Source organism: Chitinimonas taiwanensis DSM 18899, assembly GCF_900119825.1.
GTDB classification, from domain to species: Bacteria; Pseudomonadota; Gammaproteobacteria; order Burkholderiales; family Chitinimonadaceae; genus Chitinimonas; species Chitinimonas taiwanensis.
The window spans coordinates 22,465-42,583 of the sequence record NZ_FPKR01000006.1; the positions used below are offsets into that span (position 1 = coordinate 22,465).

Genomic DNA, 20,119 nt, shown 5'->3' on the forward strand with positions numbered 1-20,119 from the left:
TACCATATATAAAGGGAACGGGCATGGATCTACGCAAGCTCAAGAAGCTGATCGACCTCGTGGAAGAATCCGGCATCGCCGAAATCGAAGTGACCGAGGGTGAAGAGAAAGTACGCATCACCCGCGTGAATCAGAACGCACAAATCATGTATGCGCAGGCACCGGCCCAGCACTACGCCGCCCCGGCTGCGCCTGCAGCCAGCGCCGCCCCAGCTGCAGCCGCCGCACCGGCCGCCAACGCCCTGCCGGAAGGCACGGTACTCAAGTCCCCCATGGTGGGCACCTTCTACCGAGCATCCAGCCCGGGCGCCAAGGCTTTTGCCGAAGTCGGCCAGCAGGTCAATGTCGGCGACACGCTGTGCATCATCGAAGCGATGAAGCTGCTGAACGAGATCGAAGCCGAAACCTCGGGCGTGATCAAGGCCATCCTGGTCGAAAACGGCTCGCCGGTTGAATACGGCGAACCGCTGTTTGTGATTGGCTGAATTCTGTGAGACGTGAGGGGTGAGCTGTGAGGTGCCAAGCACCTCCCCTCACCCCTGACTCCTCACCCCTCACGGAGTGAATCCATGTTTGAAAAAGTCCTGATCGCCAATCGCGGTGAAATTGCCCTGCGCATCCAGCGCGCCTGCCGCGAAATGGGTATCAAAACCGTGGTCGTGCATTCCGAGGTCGACCGCGAAGCCAAGTATGTGAAGCTGGCCGATGAGTCGGTCTGTATCGGCCCCGCGCCCAGCCCGCTGTCCTATCTGAATATCCCCGCCATCATCGCTGCCGCGGAAGTGACCGATGCCCAGGCCATCCACCCCGGCTACGGCTTTCTGAGTGAGAACGCCGACTTTGCCGAGCGCGTTGAACAGAGCGGCTTCGTGTTCATTGGCCCGCGCCCGGAGTCGATCCGTCTGATGGGCGACAAGGTGTCGGCCAAGGACGCCATGAAGGCGGCCGGCGTGCCCTGCGTGCCGGGTTCGGACGGCGCGATGCCCGATGATCCGGAAGAAATGCTCAAGATCGGCCGCAAGGTCGGCTATCCGGTCATCATCAAGGCAGCCGGTGGCGGCGGCGGTCGCGGCATGCGCGTAGTGCGCAGCGAGGAAGAACTGATCAAGTCGGTGGAAATGACCCGTAGCGAAGCCGGCGCCGCCTTCGGCAACCCGACCGTGTATATGGAGAAATTCCTCGAGAACCCGCGCCATATCGAAATCCAGGTGCTGGCCGACGAATATGGCAATGCCGTTTACCTGGGCGAGCGCGATTGTTCGATGCAGCGCCGTCACCAGAAGGTGATCGAAGAAGCACCCGCGCCCGGCATCACCGACAAACAGCGCAAGAAGGTCGGCGAAGCCTGTGCCGAAGCCTGCCGCCGCATCGGCTACCGAGGCGCCGGTACCTTCGAGTTCCTGTTCGAGAACGGCGAGTTCTATTTCATTGAAATGAACACCCGTGTACAGGTCGAGCATCCGGTTACCGAACAGATCACCGGCATCGATATCGTGCAGGAACAGCTACGTATCGCCGCGGGTGAAAAGCTGCGCTTTGCCCAGAAGGACATCGTCCTCAAGGGCCATGCGATGGAATGCCGGATCAATGCCGAAGATCCGTTCAAGTTCATCCCCAGCCCGGGCAAGATCATTACCTACCACCCACCGGGCGGCCCTGGCATCCGCGTCGATTCGCATATCTACCAGGGCTATACCGTGCCGCCGAATTACGATTCGATGGTCGGTAAGGTGATTGCGTTTGGCGACACGCGTGAACAGGCCATGGCGCGTATGCGCATTGCCCTGTCGGAAATGGCGGTGGAGGGGATCAAGACCAATATCCCGCTGCACCAGAAGCTGTTCACCGATAAGGGCTTTATCAAGGGCGCCACCTCGATCCATTATCTGGAACACCTGTTGGCGGCAGAGAAAAGCTAAGCCCCACAGCAAGTGGTAAACTGCGCAGCGGCCGGGTTGTCATGCAACCCGGCCGCTGTGTTTTCATCGGCCGCCGCCATCTCTCATTCGGAGCCCGCCATGCCCTGGCAAGAACTGCGTATCCACGCCAACTCCACCCATGCTGAAGCGTTGTCCGACGCGCTATTCGATCTGGGCGCACTCAGCGTCAGCATCGAAGACGCCGCCGCCGGCACCGAGATGGAAAAGCCCATCTTCGGCGAGCCGGGCATGCCGCTCGAGCAGCTATGGGACGAAAGCGTGGTGGTGGTGCTGCTGGAAGAAGACAGCGATGCCGAGCTGATGGTGACGGCCGCCGCCAATGTAGTCGGCATTGCCCCGCCACGACATAGCGTGAGCCGCGTGGAAGAGCAGGACTGGGTGCGCCTGACCCAATCGCAGTTCGATCCTATCCAGGTGTCTGAGCGACTGTGGATCACCCCGACCTGGCATGCGGCCACCCCGAATGCGATCAATATCGCGCTCGACCCCGGCCTTGCCTTTGGCACCGGCAGCCACCCAACCACCTGGCTGTGCCTGCAGTGGCTGGATGCTGAGGTGAGGGCTGGTGAAAGCGTGCTCGATTACGGCTGTGGCTCGGGCATTCTGGCCATTTCCGCCAAATTGCTGGGTGCCGGTGAAGTGCACGGCGTGGATATCGATGCCCAGGCGATGACCGCCAGCGCGCAGAACGCCGAGCAGAATCATGTGGCGGCGCAGTTCTTCCTGCCCGATGCGGCGCCTGAGCGCAGCTATGACCTCGTGGTGGCGAACATCCTCACCAATCCGCTCAAGATGCTGATGCCGCTCCTGGCCAGCCGCTGCCGCAGCGGTGGTCGCCTCGTGCTGTCGGGCATCCTGGCCGAGCAGGCCGAGGACATCATCGGCATTTATGCCCCGATGTTCAGCCTGGCGGTGTCGGCAGAACGCGAAGGCTGGGTCAGAATCGCCGGAACACGCAAGTAAGCGCTTGCGCCGCTATGACGGCCGGTTAGAATCCCCGCCATGTTCCATGTCACGCGCTGCCCCAACTGCCGCACCAGTTTCCGCGTTACCGACGCGCACCTGACCGCCTTCGATGGCAAGGTGCGCTGTGGCCGCTGTGCTTTTGTCTTCGATGCCCGCAGCCACTTTGTCGGCGATGCGGCACCGGAAACCGACAAGCCCGCCAGCCCCGCCACCCCAAGTCGCCCGCCGCAAGCTGCGCACAGCGCCGCCGTGGTCAGTGCCATGCCACGGGCAACTGAGCGCGAAGACGATGCCTATGGCCTGGACAGCATGGCCAGCCAGCTGGAAGCGGCGGCCGAAGTGGAAGACGCTGACCTCGACCATTCCCTGGCCAGTCAAAGCCTACAGCAGCTAGCCAGTGCACTGGCCGCCCATCCGACGCCAGCACCAGCGCCCAAGCTGCATGCGCACGTGAACCAGGGCGGCATGCTGGAACTGGACCTGAATTTCCCGCCGCTCGGCGATGAGCCTCTGCCGAAGCCCACGCCGGCCGTCTCCCCCGCCCCCTCTACCCCGCTAGCCGAGCCGGAAGAGGAGGTCATCCATATCACCGCGCCCAGCGTACAGGAAGACCTGTCGCCCGAAGCCTTCGAACACTGGGCTCAGCAGTTGAACGCGCAGAGCGAAGCGCAGCTGGCCGCCACCCTGGCACCGACTTTGGAAGAGGCACCGCCACCTGCGCTCGAGCCGGCCGCCCTGGAGGGCACCGGCACCTACCGCCCCATCCTGACCAAGGAAGACGAGGAACTGCTGCGTGTGCCGCAGGCACCGTCGCCGTGGCGCTGGCTCTGGAGCCTGCCCGCCCTGCTGGCTGCCGTGCTGCTGCTCGGTCAGCTCACGCTGCGCTACCGCACCGAGCTAGCCATCCAGCTGCCCGGCATGCAGCCACGTCTGGAGCGACTATGCGAGCTGGCCGGCTGCACCATGGAGCTGCCGGCGCGTGCCGAGCTGCTGCGCACCGAATGGAATGAGCTGATCTATGTGCCCGAGCAGAAAAGCCTGATCCAGCTGAATGCCACGCTGCGTAACCAGGCCCGCTTCGATCAGGCACTGCCGCTGCTCGAACTGACCCTGACCGACGATAGCGAGCGCATCGTAGCGCGCAAGGTGTTCGGCCCGGACGAATACCTTGCGCCGCAGGCCGATGGCAAACCTACGCCGCTGCCGGCTGCGCTGGCGGCAGGCGCTGATTTGCGCGTGTTCCTGCAGCTGGATCTGGGCGAAATGAAGTCGAGCGGTTACTCGCTGTACTGGTTCTACCCCGAGGCTAATTAGCCGGGCCGACCTGGCTTGCTTTCAGTCCGCCGGCTGCCAATACTGAGTAAGTCATCAACCGGAGGACACAAGACATGGCCACAGTGCTACTTAACGGCGAACCCTTGGGCGTGGGCGGTCGTTTTCCGCGTGTGGGCGATACCGCTCACAGCTTTATGCTGGTCGACACCAATCTGGCCGATGTACCGCTGTCCAAGTTCATGGGCAAGCGCAAGATCATCGCCGTGGTGCCGAGCGTGGATGCCGAGATCGGCCTGAAGATTGCCCGCCGGCTGGAGAGCATTGCGGACGGTTTCCCGAACAGCAAATGCTTCGTCGTCTCGGTGGATACGCCGTATGCGCTGGCCCGGGTGGCCAATAGTGAAGGCATGCGCAAGGTGCAGCTGCTATCCACGCTGCGCGGGCGCGATTTCCACAAGGACTACGGGGTGATGATCACCGATGTGCCGCTGTCCGGCATGATGGCCACCGCCCTGTTCGGCCTGGATGAAGACGATAACGTGCTCTACTCCGAGCTTGTGCAGGAAGTGAACGCGGAACCGAATTATCAGAAGCTGGCCGAAGCGATGTTGCCTGCGGCTGGCTAAGACCGGCCCTAAACGGCTGGCGTAGCAAACCCTGACACCCATCCCGCTTCGGCGGGATGGGTGTTTTAACCCCACCCTTTTCTGGAGCATTCCATGTCTACCGTGACCCTTGGCGGCAATCCGATTCCCGTGAATGGCAACTTCCCCGCCCCTGGCAGCATTGCCCCGGCTTTCTCGCTGGTCGGCGCCGATCTGGCCGATGTGACGCTGGAGAGCTATGCCGGCAAGCGCAAGGTGCTGAATATCTTCCCGAGCATCGACACCCCAACCTGCGCGATGTCGACCCGCAAGTTCAATGCCGAAGCCGACAAGCTGGCCAATACCGTGGTGCTGTGCATCTCGGCCGACCTGCCCTTCGCCCAGAAGCGCTTCTGCGGTGCCGAAGGCCTCGCCAATGTGGTCACCCTGTCCACCATGCGTGGGCGTGAGTTCCTGCACAACTACGGCGTGGAAATCGCTGCTGGTCCGCTGGCTGGTGTGACCGCCCGTGCCGTGGTGGTACTGGACGAGTCGAACAAGGTGCTCCACGCCGAGCTGGTTGGCGAAATCAAGGATGAGCCGAACTACGACGCCGCGATTGCCGCGCTGAAGTAAGCCGCACGCGCTGCCGACAAAGCCGCCCACGGGCGGCTTTTTCTATGCTGGCGCGCGCCAGTCGTCCCAATAAGGCGCGGCCAGGCCGGCACCGAAGCGCTCACGCAGGAAGTCGACGCAGGCGCGCACCTTGGGCGACAGATAACGATTGGGCAGAAACACCGCCGCAGCGGTCTGCGGCGGGGCAGCGAATTCGTCCAGCACAGCAATCAGCTCGCCTTGGGCCAGTTGCTCGCCGCAGCAGAAGCTGGGCAGGCGCGCCAGGCCGAGCCCGCCACTGCAGGCTGCCTGCAGCGCATAGCTGCTGTTCACCCGCAAAGGTCCTTGCACAGCGATATCCACACGCCGCCCCGCCTCGTAGCACGGCCAGGTGCCACCCGGGGTCAACATCGGGTAGGTCAGGCAGGCGTGCTCGGCCAACTGCGCCGGATGCTGCGGCCGGCCATGCGCGGCCAGATAGGCGGGGCTGGCGCAGATTACCCAGTGGATGGGTGCCAAGGTACGCGCCACCAGCAACTCGGCCGGCTGATCGCTAATGCGCACCGCCAGATCGAAGCCCTCTTCGGCCAGGTCGACCAGACGGTCGTTCAGCGCAAGTTCGATCTGCAAGCCGGGGTGACGGGCCAGCAGTGCCGGCAGATGCGGGGCGATGTGCAGATTGCCAAAGCTGATCGGCGCCGACACGCGCAACACCCCGACCGGCTCGGCATGCAGACGATCCACCGCCCGCTGCGCTTCGCCCGCCTCGGCCATCACGCGTCGGCAATGCTCGAAATAGGCTTGGCCAACCTCGGTCAGCGACTGGCGCCGGGTGGTGCGCTGCAAGAGCCGCGCCGCCAGACGCGCCTCCAGCTCGGCCAGGCTCTTGCTGACCGCAGACTTGGACAGCTGCAGGCGCTCCGCTGCGGCAGTCAGGCTACCGGCCTCGACCACGGCAGCAAAGATGGCCATGGCGGCCAGATCGGCAGGGGAAATTGGATTGTTCTTCATAGAGGACAATCTTATTCCTTAAGTTATATTTATCACCACACACACTTAATACACACTGCGGCCACTCACCCAAACGGAGAAAGCCATGCGTGCTGTTGCCCTGACCCAGTATTTACCGATCAACCATCCGGAAGCCCTGTTCGATATCGAGCTGCCCAAACCGGCCGCCCCGCAAGGACGCGATCTGCTAGTGCGCATCAGCGCGATTGCCGTCAACCCGGTCGACTACAAGGTACGCGCCCCAAAGGACAAGGTGGAAAGCAGTCCACGCATCCTGGGCTGGGATGCGGTCGGCATCGTCGAAGCAGTCGGCAGCGACTGCCGCCTATTCCAGCCTGGCGATCGCGTCTATTACGCCGGCGATATCACCCGGCCCGGCTGCAATGCCGAGTACCAGCTGGTAGACGAACGCATTGTCGGCCGGGCGCCCGCTAGCCTAGACGACGCCCAGGCCGCTGCTCTGCCGCTGACCGCCATTACCGCCTGGGAAGCGCTGTTCGACCGCCTGGCGATTCATCGCGACGGCAGCGCAGCTGGCAAGACACTGCTGATCATTGGGGGGGCGGGCGGCGTGGGCTCGATCGCAATCCAGCTCGCCAAGCTGGCCGGCCTGCGCGTGGTGGCCACCGCCTCGCGGCCCGAGTCGGCCGACTGGTGCCGCGCGCTGGGTGCCGATGTCGTGATTGAGCACGGTGCAGCGCTGCTAGCCGCCGCCAAGGCCCACGGTCCCTACCCGTACATCTTCTGCACTAGCGATACCGATAGCTACTTTGCTGCCATGAGCGAGCTGGTGGCGCCGCAGGGGAAGATTGTCACCATCGTAGAGGCCAGCCAGCCTCACCCGATCGAGCTGCTCAAGGCCAAGAGCGCCAGCTTGCACTGGGAGATGATGTTCACCCGCAGCATGTTCCAGACCGAAGATATGCAGGCCCAGCACGCGCTGCTGAACGAGGTGGCCGCGCTGATCGACGCTGGCCAACTGCGCACCACGCTGGGCGAGGTGCTCGGTACGATCAATGCGGCCAATCTGCGCCGCGCCCACGCCCAGCTGGAGGCTGGGCGCACCATAGGCAAGCTGGTACTGGCCGGCTTCTAAGCCCGCTTCGCGCGGCTCGGGCAGGCGCAGTACACTGCGCGCCTGTCCGAGCGAAGCCCATCCCATGCCGCCCTGGCCGCACACTCTCTTCTCTACCTCACCGTGGTTCCTGCCGCTGCGTCCCTGCCTGCAGGAGCTCGGCTGGCACAGCTTTCCCGATGCAGCCAGCTGGCAGGCATTGCCCGATACCTTGCGCCCGCGCACGCGCTCCGGCCTGCCCGTGCAGTTCATCGCCCCGGCCCTGCTGGATGCGCAGGCTTATGAGCTGCGCATCGCGACACGTGGCGAGGTGGCCACCCGCCCGGCCAACTGGCACGATGCCTTCAATGCCTTGAGCTGGCTGGTCTGGCCACAGAGCAAGGCGGCGCTGAATGCGCTGCACCTGCGCGAGATGGCCAGGGAAAGCCAGGGCCAGCGCGGCCGCAGCCGCGATGCAGCGACGCTGTTCGATGAATCCGGCCTGGTGCTGGCCTGTGCCGATGCCCGCCTGCAGGCGGCTCTGTTCGACCATGACTGGACCACCCTGTTCCAGACGCGCGCCGCCAGCTGGGGCGAGCAGATTGCCGCCTTCAGCTTTGGCCATGCGCTGCAGGAGAAAGGCCTGGCGCCCTTTATCGGCATCGTCGGCAAGGTCATGCTGGTCGAGGTGGCGCCCGACTGGTTTCAGCTGCCACTCGAGGCGCAGCTGCACGATCTCGATCAGCAGCTTGCCGCACGTCTGGACCAGGCGGAGGCACTCGACCCTCGCAGCCTGCCGCCGCTGCCGGTACTGGGCATACCGGGCTGGTGGCCGCAGCAGGATGCGGCTTTCTACGCCGATACCCGGCATTTCCGCCCACGCCGCCCCGTCGTTCATCCGGGCTAGACGCGCCCTGCCCGATGCTGCTGCATTTCGTCGCAAGTCGCTCTGCAGCGCGGCGCGCGCGCATTACCTTTCATCCTGCCAACCGGTGATCCCGGTGCTAAGGGGAGAGAGATAATGTTTAGTCCAATGACCTTGGCGCGCCGCCAAGCTGCCGCGCCCGCCACCAATCAAAGCAAGGTTGTACCGCTGCGTACGCCGCAACCCGCCCCGCTGGCACGTGACCAGGCCAGTCGAATCGCCTAAGCTCGGGCCATGTCGACCATTGCCCTTACTCCGATTTCCGCCGGGCAGATCCGCCGTGCGCTATGGCGCAATCTGCTGATTACCCTGCTGGTGAACACCTTGGCCGGGGTGTTCTTCTCGCTGACCAGCGATTCGCCGCTCTGGCGCGTGATGCTGACCACCCACACGGTGGGGGTGTCGGTATTCGTAGCGATCACGCTGACCTTTACCGTCATCAAGCCCTCGCCCGCGCGCGAGCCGCTCTACTTCATGGGGGCGATTACCGTGGGCGCCGTGCTCGGCCTGGCAATCAACTGGCTGGTGCGCCTGGACGAAGTAGCCTGGATGGTGACCGAGTACCCGAGCTATCTGCTGGCCAGCCTAATCGTGATGATGCTATCGGCCGCCGTGGTGGCCAGCGTGCTGTGGGGGCGGGAAAAGACCGGCCGCCTGGAAGCTGCCTACCATGCCGAGCAGGCCAAGCGTGGCGAGCAGGATAAGGCGCTGATGCAGGCCCAGCTGCGCATGTTGCAGGCTCAGATCGAGCCACACTTCCTGTTCAATACCCTGGCCAATGTGCAAAGCCTGATCGATATTTCGCCCGCCATGGCCAAGCAGATGCTGGGCCTGTTCAACGACTATCTGCGCGCCTCGCTGGCCCGCACGCGCGATGCGCAGGCCACCGTGCGCCAGGAGCTGGACTTGCTGCGCGCCTATCTGGGTATCCTGCAAATCCGCATGGCCGACCGCCTGAGCTTCGACATCGATTGTCCGGATAGCCTACTTGAGCAAGCACTACCGCCCATGCTGCTGCAACCCTTGGTGGAGAACGCCGTACGCCATGGCCTGGAGCCCAAGGTGGAAGGCGGTACGGTCCGCATCCGCCTGGCTTTGCAGGATGGCCAGCTGATTGCCGAAGTCAGCGACGACGGCCTCGGTTTGCCGGCCCAGGTGAGTGGACAGGGCGTTGGCCTGGCCAATGTGCGGGCGCGGCTGGCCACCCTGTATGGTGGCCAGGCACGCCTGGCGCTGCATGCCCAGCCCACCGGCGGCACGCGCGCCCGTATCAGCCTGCCGCTGGAGACCCGATAAATGCAGCCCACCGCCCTGATTGCTGATGACGAGCCGCTGCTGGCCGAATACCTGAAACAGCAGCTGGCCAGCCTATGGCCCGAGCTGCAGATTGCCGCCGTGGCGCGCAATGGTCTGGAAGCCGTTGCCGCCTTGCATGAGCACGAGCCGGACGTGGCCTTCCTGGATATCAAGATGCCCGGCCTGAGCGGCCTGGAGGTCGCACGCAGTGCGAACGGCTGCCACTGCGTATTCGTGACCGCCTACGACCAGTACGCGGTGGAAGCCTTCGAGCGCGATGCGATCGACTATCTGCTCAAGCCCTATAGCAGCGAGCGCCTGCAGCGTGCGGTGCACAAGCTGCAGGACAAGCTGGCCAGCCAGAAGCCGGCCAATAACGGCGCCCTGCTCGAATCGCTGCGTCTGGCCCTCGGTGGCGTGACCCTGAATGGCGGCACACAGCGTCTAAGCTGGATACGGGCTGGCCAGGGCAACGAGGTCAAGCTGATCGCGGTGGACGATGTGTGCTACTTCCATGCTGCCGACAAGTACACGACCGTGGTTACCCGCGAGGGCGAGTACTTGATCCGCACCTCACTGAAGGAGTTGCTCGAGCAGCTTGATAACGAGCAGTTCTGGCAGGTACACCGCGCCACCCTCGTGAATGTGCGCGAAATCGCCGAAGCAAGCCGCGACTTCACCGGCAAGGTCACCCTGAGCCTGAAGTCGCGCCCGGAAAGCGTGGCGGTCAGCCGCGCCTACGCCCACCTATTCAAACAGATGTAAGTAGGCAAGGCATGAAAAAAGCCGCACCTTCCAAGTGCGGCTTTTTTGTCAGCCTACGGCACGCCTCAGCTGTGCGGATACTCGAGGCGCAGCTGCGCGAGCTGCGCATCCTTGGCCTGCCACAGGTTCTGCACCCAGGCCTGCATACGCGCGCGAAACGCATCGTCGCCGCTGTAATCACCGTTCACAAACTCGGCCGGAATCGGCAGCTCGTTCACGCGCACCACGATCTGGCGCACGCGGCCGGCCAGCAGGTCCCAGAAACTGGGCGGGCCGTCCGGGTAGAAGATGGTCACATCCAGCAGCGACTGGAATTTTTCGCCCATGGCATTGATGGCGAGAGCAATGCCACCGGCCTTGGGCTTGAGCAGATGCTGGAAGGGTGAGCCCTGCTGGTCATGCTTGGCCTGGGTGAAGCGGGTGCCCTCCAGGAAATTGATCACCGAGGTTGGCACCAGCGAGAACTTCTCACAGGCGCGCCGGGTGGTCGCCTGGTCCTCGCCGCGCTTTTTCGGGTGCTTCTTCAGGAAGGCTTCCGAGTGGCGCTTCATGAAGGGAAAGTCCATCGCCCACCAGACGAGGCCAATCACCGGCACGAAGATCAGCTGCTGCTTGAGGAAGAATTTGAGAAAGGGAATACGACCGAGGAAGACCTTCTGCAGCACCAGGATGTCGACCCAGCTCTGGTGATTGGAAGACACCAGATACCAGCCACGCGGCGACAGCTGCTCGGTACCCTGCACCTGCCACTGCGTGCGCTGCACCAGCCCCATCCACAGGCCGTTATTGCCCACCCAGATCTGCCCGAGAGCATTGATGATGCGATCGAGCGGCCCGCGCACGGCCTTGAAAGGCAGCAGGAACTTGAGCACAGCGAGGCTGAGGATGAGCGCGCCAAGCAGTAGCACATTCAACAGCAGCAGCAGCGAGGACAAGAGGCCGCGCAGGGCCGAGGGCAGGAAATTCAACATAAGGACAAGCGCTCGATTGATACGGTTCAGTGCCGGCATTGTAGTGCAGCCGGCCATTACCGAGTACAAGTGTTCACTGAATATTTATTCAGCCTGGCTGTCCTGATGTGCACGCATCAGCCGGATATAGTGCTGGGCCGAGTAGGCGAAATGCGCGATCTCCTCCTCGCTCAGCTTGCGCACTGCCTTGGCCGGCCGGCCCACATACAGATAGCCTGATTCCAGCACCTTGCCCGGCGGCACCAGGGAGCCCGCGCCTATCATCACCCGCGGCTCAATCACGGCGCGGTCGAGCACGATGGTGCCGATGCCGATCAGGCATTCATCACCAATGGTGCAGCCATGCAGGGTGACCTGATGGCCAATGGTGACGCGCTCGCCGATGATCAGCGGCGCACCGAGCGGATCTTCCGGGCGCTTGTGGCTGACATGCAGGCAGGCCAGGTCCTGCACATTCGAATCCTTGCCGATATGGATGTGGTTGACGTCGCCGCGCACGATGGCGCCCGGCCAGATCGAGGCGTTTTCGCCCAGCACCACCTCACCCACCACCACGGCGGATTCGTCCACATAGGCGGAGGCAGGGACCTGCGGGTAGACACCTTTGAAGGGGCGGACAGACATGACGAACTCCGGAAATTAGGCCGGCCGAGTATAGCCGAGGCGGGCACCTTCACCCCACCGGCGCTACACTAGCCGCCTTGCATTCGGCACCTTTGCCCCCATCAGGATCAGGTCGCCCCGCTTCCATCACTGAGACCTAGCACGATGAACAATCCGCTACTCGATTTCTCCGCCCTGCCCCGCTTTGCCGAGATCCAGCCCGAGCACATCACCCCGGCCATCGACCAGCTGCTCGCCGAAGCCCGTGCCGCCGTCAAGGCCGCCGAGACCGTCCAGCCAGTGAGCTGGGACAACTTCGTGCTGCCGCTCGACGATGCCACCGAAAAGCTCGGCCGCGCCTGGGGCCAGGTCGGCCATCTGCAGGCGGTCGTCAACACGCCGGCACTGCGCGAGGCCTATAACGCCAATCTGAGCAAGCTCAGTCAGTTCGGCGCTGAAGTCGGCCAGAACCTGGCCCTGTTCGCCCAGTACAAGCAGTTGGCCGCCAGCGCTGAATACGCGGGCTACAGTGTGGCGCGCAAACGCATTGTGGAGAATGCACTGCGCGACTTCCGCCTGGGGGGTGCCGAGCTGGCTGAAGCCGACAAGCCGCGCTTCTCGGCTATCAAGGAAGAGCTCGCCACCCTGTCGGCCAAGTTCGAGCAGAACCTGCTGGATGCCACTGACGGCTATGCGCACTATGTGGACGATGAAGCCGAACTGGCCGGCCTGCCGGACGATGTGATCGCCATGTGCCGCGCCGCGGCCGAGAAGGATGGCAAGCCCGGCTACAAGCTGACCCTGCACATGCCCTGCTATCTGCCCGTGCAGAGCTATGCCGATCATCGCGCGCTGCGCGAAACCCTGTACCGCGCCTATGCCACGCGTGCATCCGACCTGGGCCCGAGCGAGCTGGACAACTCGGCCGCTATCGACCGCATCCTGGTGCTGCGCCGCGAACTGGCCCAGATGCTGGGCTTCCAGAACTATGCCGAATACTCGGTCGCCACCAAGATGGCCGAGACCCCGGATGAAGTGCTGAGCTTCCTGCGCGACTTGACCCAGCGTGCCAAGCCCTATGCGCAACGCGACCGCGCCGAGCTGGAGGCATTTGCGCGCGAGGAACTTGGCATGGGCGAGCTGCAGATCTGGGATCTTGCCTATGTGAGCGAGAAGCTCAAGGAAGCGCGCTATAGCTTCTCCGAACAGGAAGTGAAACAGTACTTCACCGAACCGCGCGTGCTGTCCGGCCTGTTCAGCGTGATCCAGTCGCTGTTCGGCCTGAAGGCCGAGCTCGACAAGGCGCCGCTGTGGCATGAGGACGTGCGCTTCTACCGGCTGGTCAATGCCAGCGGGGAGCTGGTCGGGCAGTTCTACCTCGATCTGTATGCGCGTGAAGGCAAGCGCGGTGGCGCTTGGATGGACGATGCGCGTAATCGTCGCCACAAGGCCGGCGGCACCCAGACCCCGCTCGTTTACCTGACCTGCAACTTCGGCCGCGGCGTGGAGGGCAAGCCCGCCACCTTCAGCCACGACGAGGTGATCACCCTGTTCCACGAGATGGGCCACGGCCTGCACCAGCTGCTGACCGAAATCGGCGACCTGGGCGTAGCGGGCCTGAATGGTGTGGAATGGGATGCGGTCGAACTGCCCAGCCAGTTCATGGAGAACTTCTGCTGGGAGTGGGACCGCGTGGTCGGCATGACCGCGCACGCGGAAACCGGCAAGCCGCTGCCGCGCGCACTATTCGACAAGATGCTGGCCGCGAAGAACTTCCAGAGTGGCATGGCCACCGCGCGCCAGCTCGAATTCGGCCTGTTCGATATGGAGCTGCACAGCCGCTACGATGCCAGCCAGGAAAGTGCGCTGCAGCTGCTGGCCCGCGTGCGCGCCGAGGTTGCCGTCAATCACCCACCAGAGTGGAACCGCTTCCCGCATGCCTTCGGGCATATCTTCGCGGGTGGCTATGCGGCCGGCTACTACAGCTATAAATGGGCCGAGGTACTGAGCGCCGATGCCTACGCGGCCTTCGAGGAAGCACCAGAGCAGATCCAGCTGACCGGCGAGCGCTTCCGCCGTGAAGTACTGGCCGTGGGCGGCAGTCGCCCGGCTATGGAGAACTTCAAGGCCTTCCGCGGTCGCGCACCGCAGATCGATGCCTTGCTGCGGCATAGCGGCATGGCCGGCTAGCCGGCCTCGGTCGGGCGGCGGGGCGCACTACGTTGTGCTCAGGCTGCCTGACCGGCGAGCACGCAAAGAAAAACCCGGCCTAGGCCGGGTTTCTCTTTTGCAGCACCAGCGTGCTGGCTTAGAAGCTGCCCTGCAGGCCAAAGGCCACCGAGTTGCGCTTCTCGTTGTCCAGGCCGTAGGTGTGGCTGTAGCTGACATAGCCATTCAGTGCCTTGGTCACCTGAGCACGTGCACCCACACCCAGGGTGGCATAGCTGGAATCCGGCCCAGCCACCTCGGTCTTGAAGGTGGTGGTCTGGCTAACCAGGCCAGCGCCCACATTGCGTGCGTCGTCCTTGGTTTCCTTGTAAGCCATCACCGAGGCAAACGGCGTCAGCTTGCCCAGATTGATCTCGGCCTTGGCACCCAGACCGGCCAACAGCGAATCCACGCGTTGCTCGTCGAAGCGCATGGTGGTGCTGCAGGCGGCCGGCTTGGCTGCACTGCCGCACTGATTGGCTTCGGCATAGCCGCCCACCGTGCTCTCGCTGAAGGACAGATTGGCGGTCGGAATCAAGGACACATTGCCCAGTGCCAGCGTGTAACTACCCTGTACACGCAGGCCCACGGTGGTGCCGCTGGTATCCGCTTGTTCGGTACGGGTGGCAGCACCAAGCTGGATATGACGCTCAATGCTGTCGAAACGGGTCGAGCCAAAGAACACATCGGCGCCCAGCGACAGATTGCTCATATCGTAGCGACCGAACAGCGAGAGCAGGCGGCTGGTGGCGCGGAAGCTACCAACTTCGGCAGCAAACTCGGTGTGGTTGCGCACCTGGCTGACTGCGGCACCGACGACTGCATTCGCGCCCAGCTGGGTATCGACACCCAGGGTGACCGCAGTATTGGCGCCGCCGCTCTGCAGGGTTTCTGCATCACCCTGGTAGTCGTTATGCAGGCGATGCATACGCAGGAAGACGTCGGCACCGTTGACCGAGCGCGCACGTACACCGCGCTCATCCACGGCAGCCTGGGCCGATTGCGGCGCGGCGCTCTGTACATCGGCCAGTTGGGCGGCAAAGTAAGGCGCATCCAACACCGAGGCGATGTACTGGTAGACCACCTTGTGCGCTTCCGGCGTCGGGTGACGATCATCCGCGAACAGGAAGCCTGGCAAGGACTGGGCGCTGGTACAGGTCAGCGAGCTGGTTGCACCGCAAGCCTGGCCGGTCACATTGTCAAAGCCATACTTGGCCGGATCAGCAGCGATTTCCGACAGCAGGCGCTGGATATCGATCAGCACCACATCCTGGCCCGCCAGCGCGCTGCTCAAACCGCTGTTGAACAGACCGGAGAAGGTGTTGGCACCGCTGGTCACGCGCAGATAAGCGCCATTGGCATTGGTGGTCGATAGCTGATCGGTCAGCTGGGTGTTCACCGTGGCAGCCGAGCCAGAAACGGCCGAGAAGGCAGTGGCCAGTGTGGCTTGCAGCTGCGCGGCCACAGCCGGTCCGATCTGGTTCTGCAAGGTGGCCGGCAGACCAGCTGCCACCTGACCGACGATAGTCTGCAACTGTGCAGTGATAGCCGTACTCAGGGCCGCGGCCTGGCCGGCGGTGATCTGGTTGGCCGCCACCATCTGGCCCAGCGTGGTAGCCACTGCCGTGTTGACCGTGGCGCCGATGGCGCTGCTTACCGCGGTCGGCACGGTGCTGCCCAGACCGGTGCTGATTGCCCCTTGCATGGCCCCGCTGACATTGGTCTGCAGCGTAGCCAGCTGGCCGCTGATGGCCGTCACGATGCTGGCACGTGCGGCGTCCAGACCACTCTGCGTGGCACCGCCTTGCGCGACCACGGTCTGCGCTGCACCGGCAGCCTGCGCGGTGACCGTACCAATAGTGGTAGCCGAGTTCAGATTGCTGACCGTGGTATTGAGCGTGGTGCCCAGCGTGGTGGCCAGATCCAGATTGCTGGTGTTGTTCAGCGCGGTATTCAGATTGCCGGTTAGCTGGGTCGTCAGCGCGCCGGACCAGTTATTGTTGAAGGCGGTCTGGAAGGCGGCGGCCCCGGCAGCACCCAACGAAGGGGTCAGTGCGGCGGCAAGGCCGGCGCTGACATTGCTGGAGATGCCGCTACCCAGTGCACCGCCAACGCTATTGGCCACCGTGGTGGGCACCCCGCCGAGCAGGGTGGTGACCGGTGCGCTTGAGGCGAAGGCGGTCAGGTTGGCACCCACAGCCGGCAGCGTCTGCTGCACCACCGCGCCAATGGCCGAGCTGGTCGCAGCCGGCGTGGTGCCGAAATTGGGCAGATTATTGACGATGATGCGCTTGGCACCAGCTTTTTGGAGCTCTTTAACCTGGTTTACCGTCGAAGTCACCGCCGTGGAAATGACGGCCTGACCTGCCGCCGTACCGCCCGCACCGGCTGCCGCCGCCAGGGCCGCAGGGACATCGTTTCCGCCAATCCAGATCGAGTACAGCGCATTCGGGTCGGCTTTGCCACCATTGGCAGCCAGGAAATCGGTGATCTGCGTCGGCAGGTCACGAATTTCCACAGCACCAGGCCCGGCATTGGCGACTTCGGTGGCGCGTGCGCCGCCTTGCGCATAGCCGGTGCCACCGCCAGCCAGCGTGTTGTTGGAGACATTGGCAGCACCCAGCTTGATGCCGTACTTGGCAGCCAGCAAGGAGGCGTAGATGTCGGCGTTATCGATGGTCCAGCGCGCGCCTTGCGGCAGGCCGGCGATGCCGCCAAAGGCGCCCACATCGGTCAGGCTGTCGCCAAAGAAGACGGTGCTGTTGTAATTCCCGGCAGCGAACGCCAGCGGCGACAGGGCTGCACTCACGGCAAGCGCGGTTAAAGTCTTACGGGCCAGGCCAAAGCGTGTCATTTGTATCTCTCTCCGAGTCGTTGAACTTATAGAATCTGGATTTACCCTGCCCGGAAGCTCTACCGAGCGCTTGGCCGGCCTAGTGGGCGCAGCTGCCTATTCCGCCAGAACCCGCATAGGGACTGGCTTGGCGGGGATTCATTCGCCGCCACTATAACGACCAGAGAGTTTTTACACTAGTGTGAAACACCTAAATACAGACGTAGTTGTTATCGGTGCGGGGGCCGCTGGCATGATGGCCGCCGCCACTGCAAGCCAGCGTGGACGCGGCGTGACGCTGATTGACCATAGCGAGCGCTTGGCCGAGAAGATCCGAATTTCCGGCGGCGGGCGTTGCAATTTCACCAACACACAGACCACGGCCGAACGCTATCTGTCGCGAAATCCACACTTCTGCAAGTCGGCCCTCGCGCAGTACAGCGCGCAAGACTTCCTCGACCTGGTCAATCGCTACCAGATTCCCTGGCATGAGAAGAAGCTCGGCCAGCTGTTCTGCGACGAATCGGCACAGGACATCATCGATATGCTCAAGGCTGAGTGTGATCTGGTCGGCACCGAATGGCGCATGGGCACGGCCATCGCGACCATCCACAAGACCGAGTCGGGCTTCCGCGTCGACACCGCGCAGGAGAGTTGGCAGTGCGAAAGCCTGATCATCGCCACTGGCGGCCTGTCGATTCCCCCTATCGGCGCGACCGGCTTCGGCTATGAAGTCGCCAAGCAGTTCGGGCTGCCGATCACGCCACTGGCCGCAGCGCTGGTACCGCTGACCTTCGAGCCCAAGGATCTGTTCAACGAGCTGGCCGGTGTCTCGCTCGACTGCGATGCCTGGGGCGGCGAGGGGCCACATTTCCGCGAGAACGTGCTGTTCACCCATCGCGGCGTATCTGGGCCGGCCATTCTGCAGATCTCGTCCTACTGGCAGCCGGGGCGCGAGATTGCGCTTGATCTGCTGCCGGGGCGCGATGCGCATGCCCTGTTCGAGGACGCCAAGCGCTCGGATGCGCTGCTGCCGAATGTGCTCAGCGACTGGCTGCCCAAGCGTTTTGCCCAGGCCTTCTGCGAAGCCATCGTGCCGATCAAGCCCATCAAGCAATACACGCCGCGCGAGCTGGCCAGCGTGGCCGAGCGTCTGCACGACTGGCGCGTGGTACCCAGCGGCAGCCAGGGCTACAAGAAGGCGGAAGTGACACGCGGTGGCGTGGATACCGATGCGCTATCGAGCAAGACCCTGATGGCGCGCAAGGTGCCCGGCTTGTTCTTTGTGGGCGAGGTGGTGGATGTGACCGGCTGGTTGGGCGGCTACAACTTCCAATGGGCCTGGTCCTCGGGCTGGGTGGCTGGGCAGAACGCCTGAGCAAGGCTCAGGCGGCCTCGTCGGCCACCAGCATGGCCTGGATGCGCGCCGCGAGCGAGGGGTCGGGCGGCACCATGCTGGCGAGGCAGGCCTCGGCCTGCTGCTTGAACAGGGGCTCGTGCAAGGACTGGTAGCTCTTCGCGGCCGCATTGGCCGCCGCGGCCAGCAGGCGGTTATTGTGGGTGCGCTGACCTTCCTCGATCAGCTTATCGGCAGCAGCACGAAAATTCCCGTCCACCACCAACTGGGCAGCATCATTGGCCACCTGGGCAATATGCTCGCCCGCAGCCGCCAAGACCTGCAGGAGGCGCGGACGCTCGGCCAGACGCTGCATCAATAGCTCTTGGGCATGCCGGCCGGTATCGAAGCGCAGTGCCAGCGGCTTCACCCATTCGGCCAGCGTGGGGGCGATATCGTCGGCATACAGGCGGTCGACCACGGTCAGGTAATCGAGCGCGAATTCGAAATTGAAGTCGAGCGCGGCCACCTGGCCGGCCAAGCGACGCAGCACATCGATGGCGGCCAGCGGCTCGCGCTTGGCGATCGATTCGGTGGCCATGGCCAGCTCGCCATACCATTCGCCGCGCAGGCCATCCTGGCCGCTGATGTCGCTCTTCTGCTTGGCGCCCAGCTGCTTGACCAGGCTGGCCGCATCCGGCGCCTGGCCTTGGTCGAACTGCAGCAGGGCTAGGTGGAAGATGGTGCGGTAATCAAGATCGACCGCCTTGCCATTCAGACGCACCGCGCGGCCCAGATATTCACCAGCCTTGTCGGCCAGGCCCAGGCTGAAAGCCAGCTGGCCGGCCTTCTGCAAGCGCTTCAGGCTATGCGGGGTGATCTTGATCGCCTGCTCGGTAATCTCCAGCGCCTCGGCAAAGCGCTCTTCCGACAGATACAGCTCGCTGAGCTGGTTGTAGACCGGCAGATAGCGCAGATGTTGGTTGATGATGTCCAACATGGCCGCTTCGGCCGTCGGCTTATCGCCCTGGCGCAGCGCCACCCGGGCCAGCCCAAGTTTGGCCCATGCCGGGTTGCGGGTTTCCAGAATGCGTTTGTACATGGTGGCCGATTCCTCCAGCCGCCCCAGCCGCATCAGGATATTCGCCGCCAGCTTGGCGATATCGGCCAGATAGGGCGATTTGACCAGCATCATCTGCTGGGCCGCCTTCAGGGCCTGGTTGTAGTTCTTGCTGTTGAGCGCCTCGTAGATCTCCATCAGCGCCTGGCGACGCTTGAAGGCCTTTTCGATGCGCTCGGACAAGGCGCCGGCCTGCACCGGCTTGAGCATATAGTCATCCGGCGTTTCCTCGGCCACCCCGACCACGCGCGGGTAGCTCGCCTCACCGGTCACCATGATGAAGATGGTGAACAGTGGCAGCGCCTTCTTCTCGCGCAGCTCTTCCAGTAGGTCCTGGCCGCTTTCCTCGGCATCGAAATGGAATTCGCACAAGACGACGTCGTACTTGTTCTCCAGCAGCTTGCGGCGGGTTTCGCTGATGGTGCTCGAGGTATCGATACGCGCGATATCGAAGCTCTGCAGGATGGCGCGCAGCGATAGCCGTACCGTAGAGGACGGATCGGCAACCAGCGCGGTAAGGGAACGGGACGGCAGCATGGCGTCAGATCTTGAGGGAATGAATCATCTTAGCAAAGCCAGCCCGCGCGCCCGATGAAAAACGGGCCGCCGGGCGGCCC

General features: G+C 63.6%; 17 protein-coding genes. 12 read left to right on the forward strand and 5 right to left on the reverse strand.

From position 1 onward, the window contains the following. Positions 1-23: 23 nt before the first annotated feature. From accB to tpx (BT173_RS08410), 6 genes are all read left to right on the forward strand, one after another. A complete protein-coding gene (accB, locus tag BT173_RS08385; protein ID WP_072428201.1) occupies positions 24-485 on the forward strand; it encodes an acetyl-CoA carboxylase biotin carboxyl carrier protein in 462 nt (153 codons plus the stop codon). 84 nt (positions 486-569) lie between these two features. Continuing rightward, positions 570-1,919 carry an acetyl-CoA carboxylase biotin carboxylase subunit gene (gene accC, locus BT173_RS08390; protein WP_072428202.1) on the forward strand — a complete coding sequence of 450 codons (1,350 nt, stop codon included), beginning with the start codon at positions 570-572 and terminating at the stop codon, positions 1,917-1,919. A gap of 99 nt (positions 1,920-2,018) precedes the next feature. Next, the gene (gene prmA / locus BT173_RS08395; protein WP_072428203.1) at positions 2,019-2,903 is read left to right on the forward strand and encodes a 50S ribosomal protein L11 methyltransferase; all 885 of its coding nucleotides are present in this window, start codon (positions 2,019-2,021) and stop codon (positions 2,901-2,903) included. 39 nt (positions 2,904-2,942) lie between these two features. Continuing rightward, positions 2,943-4,220 (forward strand): DUF3426 domain-containing protein, encoded by a 1,278-nt coding sequence (locus BT173_RS08400; RefSeq protein WP_072428204.1) that lies wholly within the window; start codon positions 2,943-2,945, stop codon positions 4,218-4,220. 74 nt (positions 4,221-4,294) lie between these two features. Continuing rightward, positions 4,295-4,807: a thiol peroxidase gene (tpx, locus tag BT173_RS08405; protein ID WP_072428205.1), complete on the forward strand. Its 513-nt coding sequence runs from the start codon at positions 4,295-4,297 to the stop codon at positions 4,805-4,807. 93 nt (positions 4,808-4,900) lie between these two features. Next, positions 4,901-5,401 (forward strand): thiol peroxidase, encoded by a 501-nt coding sequence (gene tpx, locus BT173_RS08410; RefSeq protein WP_072428206.1) that lies wholly within the window; start codon positions 4,901-4,903, stop codon positions 5,399-5,401. Between the two features lie 42 nt (positions 5,402-5,443). On the opposite strand, the gene BT173_RS08415 is transcribed toward tpx (BT173_RS08410), so the two are convergent. Next, positions 5,444-6,391 carry a LysR family transcriptional regulator gene (locus BT173_RS08415; RefSeq protein WP_072428207.1) on the reverse strand — a complete coding sequence of 316 codons (948 nt, stop codon included), beginning with the start codon at positions 6,389-6,391 and terminating at the stop codon, positions 5,444-5,446. A gap of 85 nt (positions 6,392-6,476) precedes the next feature. Here BT173_RS08415 and BT173_RS08420 point away from each other — a divergent pair, with 85 nt between their 5' ends. The 4 genes from BT173_RS08420 to BT173_RS08435 all read left to right on the forward strand — a co-directional run bounded on the left by BT173_RS08420 (position 6,477) and on the right by BT173_RS08435 (position 10,431). Continuing rightward, positions 6,477-7,487 carry a zinc-binding alcohol dehydrogenase family protein gene (locus BT173_RS08420; RefSeq protein ID WP_072428208.1) on the forward strand — a complete coding sequence of 337 codons (1,011 nt, stop codon included), beginning with the start codon at positions 6,477-6,479 and terminating at the stop codon, positions 7,485-7,487. A 64-nt stretch (positions 7,488-7,551) separates the two neighbouring features. Then, positions 7,552-8,352, forward strand: coding sequence for a DUF3025 domain-containing protein (locus tag BT173_RS08425; RefSeq protein ID WP_072428209.1), 801 nt, complete (start codon positions 7,552-7,554; stop codon positions 8,350-8,352). A gap of 252 nt (positions 8,353-8,604) precedes the next feature. Further along, on the forward strand, positions 8,605-9,666 hold the full coding sequence (locus BT173_RS08430; RefSeq protein WP_072428210.1) for a sensor histidine kinase: 1,062 nt from the start codon (positions 8,605-8,607) through the stop codon (positions 9,664-9,666). Beyond that, complete coding sequence (locus BT173_RS08435) at positions 9,667-10,431, forward strand: LytR/AlgR family response regulator transcription factor (RefSeq protein WP_072428211.1); 765 nt, start codon at positions 9,667-9,669, stop codon at positions 10,429-10,431. 65 nt (positions 10,432-10,496) lie between these two features. Here the strand turns inward: BT173_RS08435 and yihG are convergent, their stop codons facing one another. Together yihG and BT173_RS08445 are read right to left on the reverse strand one after the other, a co-directional pair. Then, the gene (yihG, locus tag BT173_RS08440; protein ID WP_072428212.1) at positions 10,497-11,402 is read right to left on the reverse strand and encodes a 1-acylglycerol-3-phosphate O-acyltransferase, YihG family; all 906 of its coding nucleotides are present in this window, start codon (positions 11,400-11,402) and stop codon (positions 10,497-10,499) included. A gap of 84 nt (positions 11,403-11,486) precedes the next feature. Next, entirely contained in the window at positions 11,487-12,026 is a 540-nt protein-coding gene (locus BT173_RS08445) for a gamma carbonic anhydrase family protein (RefSeq protein WP_072428213.1), read from the reverse strand. Between the two features lie 144 nt (positions 12,027-12,170). Between BT173_RS08445 and BT173_RS08450 the strand changes: the two genes are divergently transcribed. Next, positions 12,171-14,195, forward strand: coding sequence for a M3 family metallopeptidase (locus BT173_RS08450; protein WP_072428214.1), 2,025 nt, complete (start codon positions 12,171-12,173; stop codon positions 14,193-14,195). 118 nt (positions 14,196-14,313) lie between these two features. On the opposite strand, the gene BT173_RS08455 is transcribed toward BT173_RS08450, so the two are convergent. Beyond that, positions 14,314-17,022: an autotransporter domain-containing protein gene (locus tag BT173_RS08455; protein ID WP_175545583.1), complete on the reverse strand. Its 2,709-nt coding sequence runs from the start codon at positions 17,020-17,022 to the stop codon at positions 14,314-14,316. Between the two features lie 226 nt (positions 17,023-17,248). On the opposite strand from BT173_RS08455, the gene BT173_RS08460 reads away from it, so the two are divergent. Beyond that, a complete protein-coding gene (locus tag BT173_RS08460) occupies positions 17,249-18,424 on the forward strand; it encodes a BaiN/RdsA family NAD(P)/FAD-dependent oxidoreductase (RefSeq protein WP_072428216.1) in 1,176 nt (391 codons plus the stop codon). Between the two features lie 7 nt (positions 18,425-18,431). Here BT173_RS08460 and BT173_RS08465 read toward each other — a convergent pair whose 3' ends face one another. Then, positions 18,432-20,039 (reverse strand): response regulator, encoded by a 1,608-nt coding sequence (locus tag BT173_RS08465; RefSeq protein ID WP_072428217.1) that lies wholly within the window; start codon positions 20,037-20,039, stop codon positions 18,432-18,434. Between the last annotated feature and the right edge of the window lie 80 nt (positions 20,040-20,119).

Excerpts from the sequence above, each read along its gene's own strand:
- tpx (WP_072428206.1), top strand. The coding sequence starts at position 4,901 with ATGTCTACCGTGACCCTTGGCGGCAATCCGATTCCCGTGAATGGCAAC.
- accB (WP_072428201.1), top strand. The coding sequence starts at position 24 with ATGGATCTACGCAAGCTCAAGAAGCTGATCGACCTCGTGGAAGAATCC.
- BT173_RS08465 (WP_072428217.1), bottom strand. The coding sequence starts at position 20,039 with ATGCTGCCGTCCCGTTCCCTTACCGCGCTGGTTGCCGATCCGTCCTCT.
- prmA (WP_072428203.1), top strand. The coding sequence starts at position 2,019 with ATGCCCTGGCAAGAACTGCGTATCCACGCCAACTCCACCCATGCTGAA.
- BT173_RS08445 (WP_072428213.1), bottom strand. The coding sequence starts at position 12,026 with ATGTCTGTCCGCCCCTTCAAAGGTGTCTACCCGCAGGTCCCTGCCTCC.
- BT173_RS08435 (WP_072428211.1), top strand. The coding sequence starts at position 9,667 with ATGCAGCCCACCGCCCTGATTGCTGATGACGAGCCGCTGCTGGCCGAA.
- accC (WP_072428202.1), top strand. The coding sequence starts at position 570 with ATGTTTGAAAAAGTCCTGATCGCCAATCGCGGTGAAATTGCCCTGCGC.
- tpx (WP_072428205.1), top strand. The coding sequence starts at position 4,295 with ATGGCCACAGTGCTACTTAACGGCGAACCCTTGGGCGTGGGCGGTCGT.
- BT173_RS08415 (WP_072428207.1), bottom strand. The coding sequence starts at position 6,391 with ATGAAGAACAATCCAATTTCCCCTGCCGATCTGGCCGCCATGGCCATC.
- BT173_RS08420 (WP_072428208.1), top strand. The coding sequence starts at position 6,477 with ATGCGTGCTGTTGCCCTGACCCAGTATTTACCGATCAACCATCCGGAA.
- BT173_RS08430 (WP_072428210.1), top strand. The coding sequence starts at position 8,605 with ATGTCGACCATTGCCCTTACTCCGATTTCCGCCGGGCAGATCCGCCGT.
- BT173_RS08425 (WP_072428209.1), top strand. The coding sequence starts at position 7,552 with ATGCCGCCCTGGCCGCACACTCTCTTCTCTACCTCACCGTGGTTCCTG.
- BT173_RS08400 (WP_072428204.1), top strand. The coding sequence starts at position 2,943 with ATGTTCCATGTCACGCGCTGCCCCAACTGCCGCACCAGTTTCCGCGTT.
- yihG (WP_072428212.1), bottom strand. The coding sequence starts at position 11,402 with ATGTTGAATTTCCTGCCCTCGGCCCTGCGCGGCCTCTTGTCCTCGCTG.
- BT173_RS08450 (WP_072428214.1), top strand. The coding sequence starts at position 12,171 with ATGAACAATCCGCTACTCGATTTCTCCGCCCTGCCCCGCTTTGCCGAG.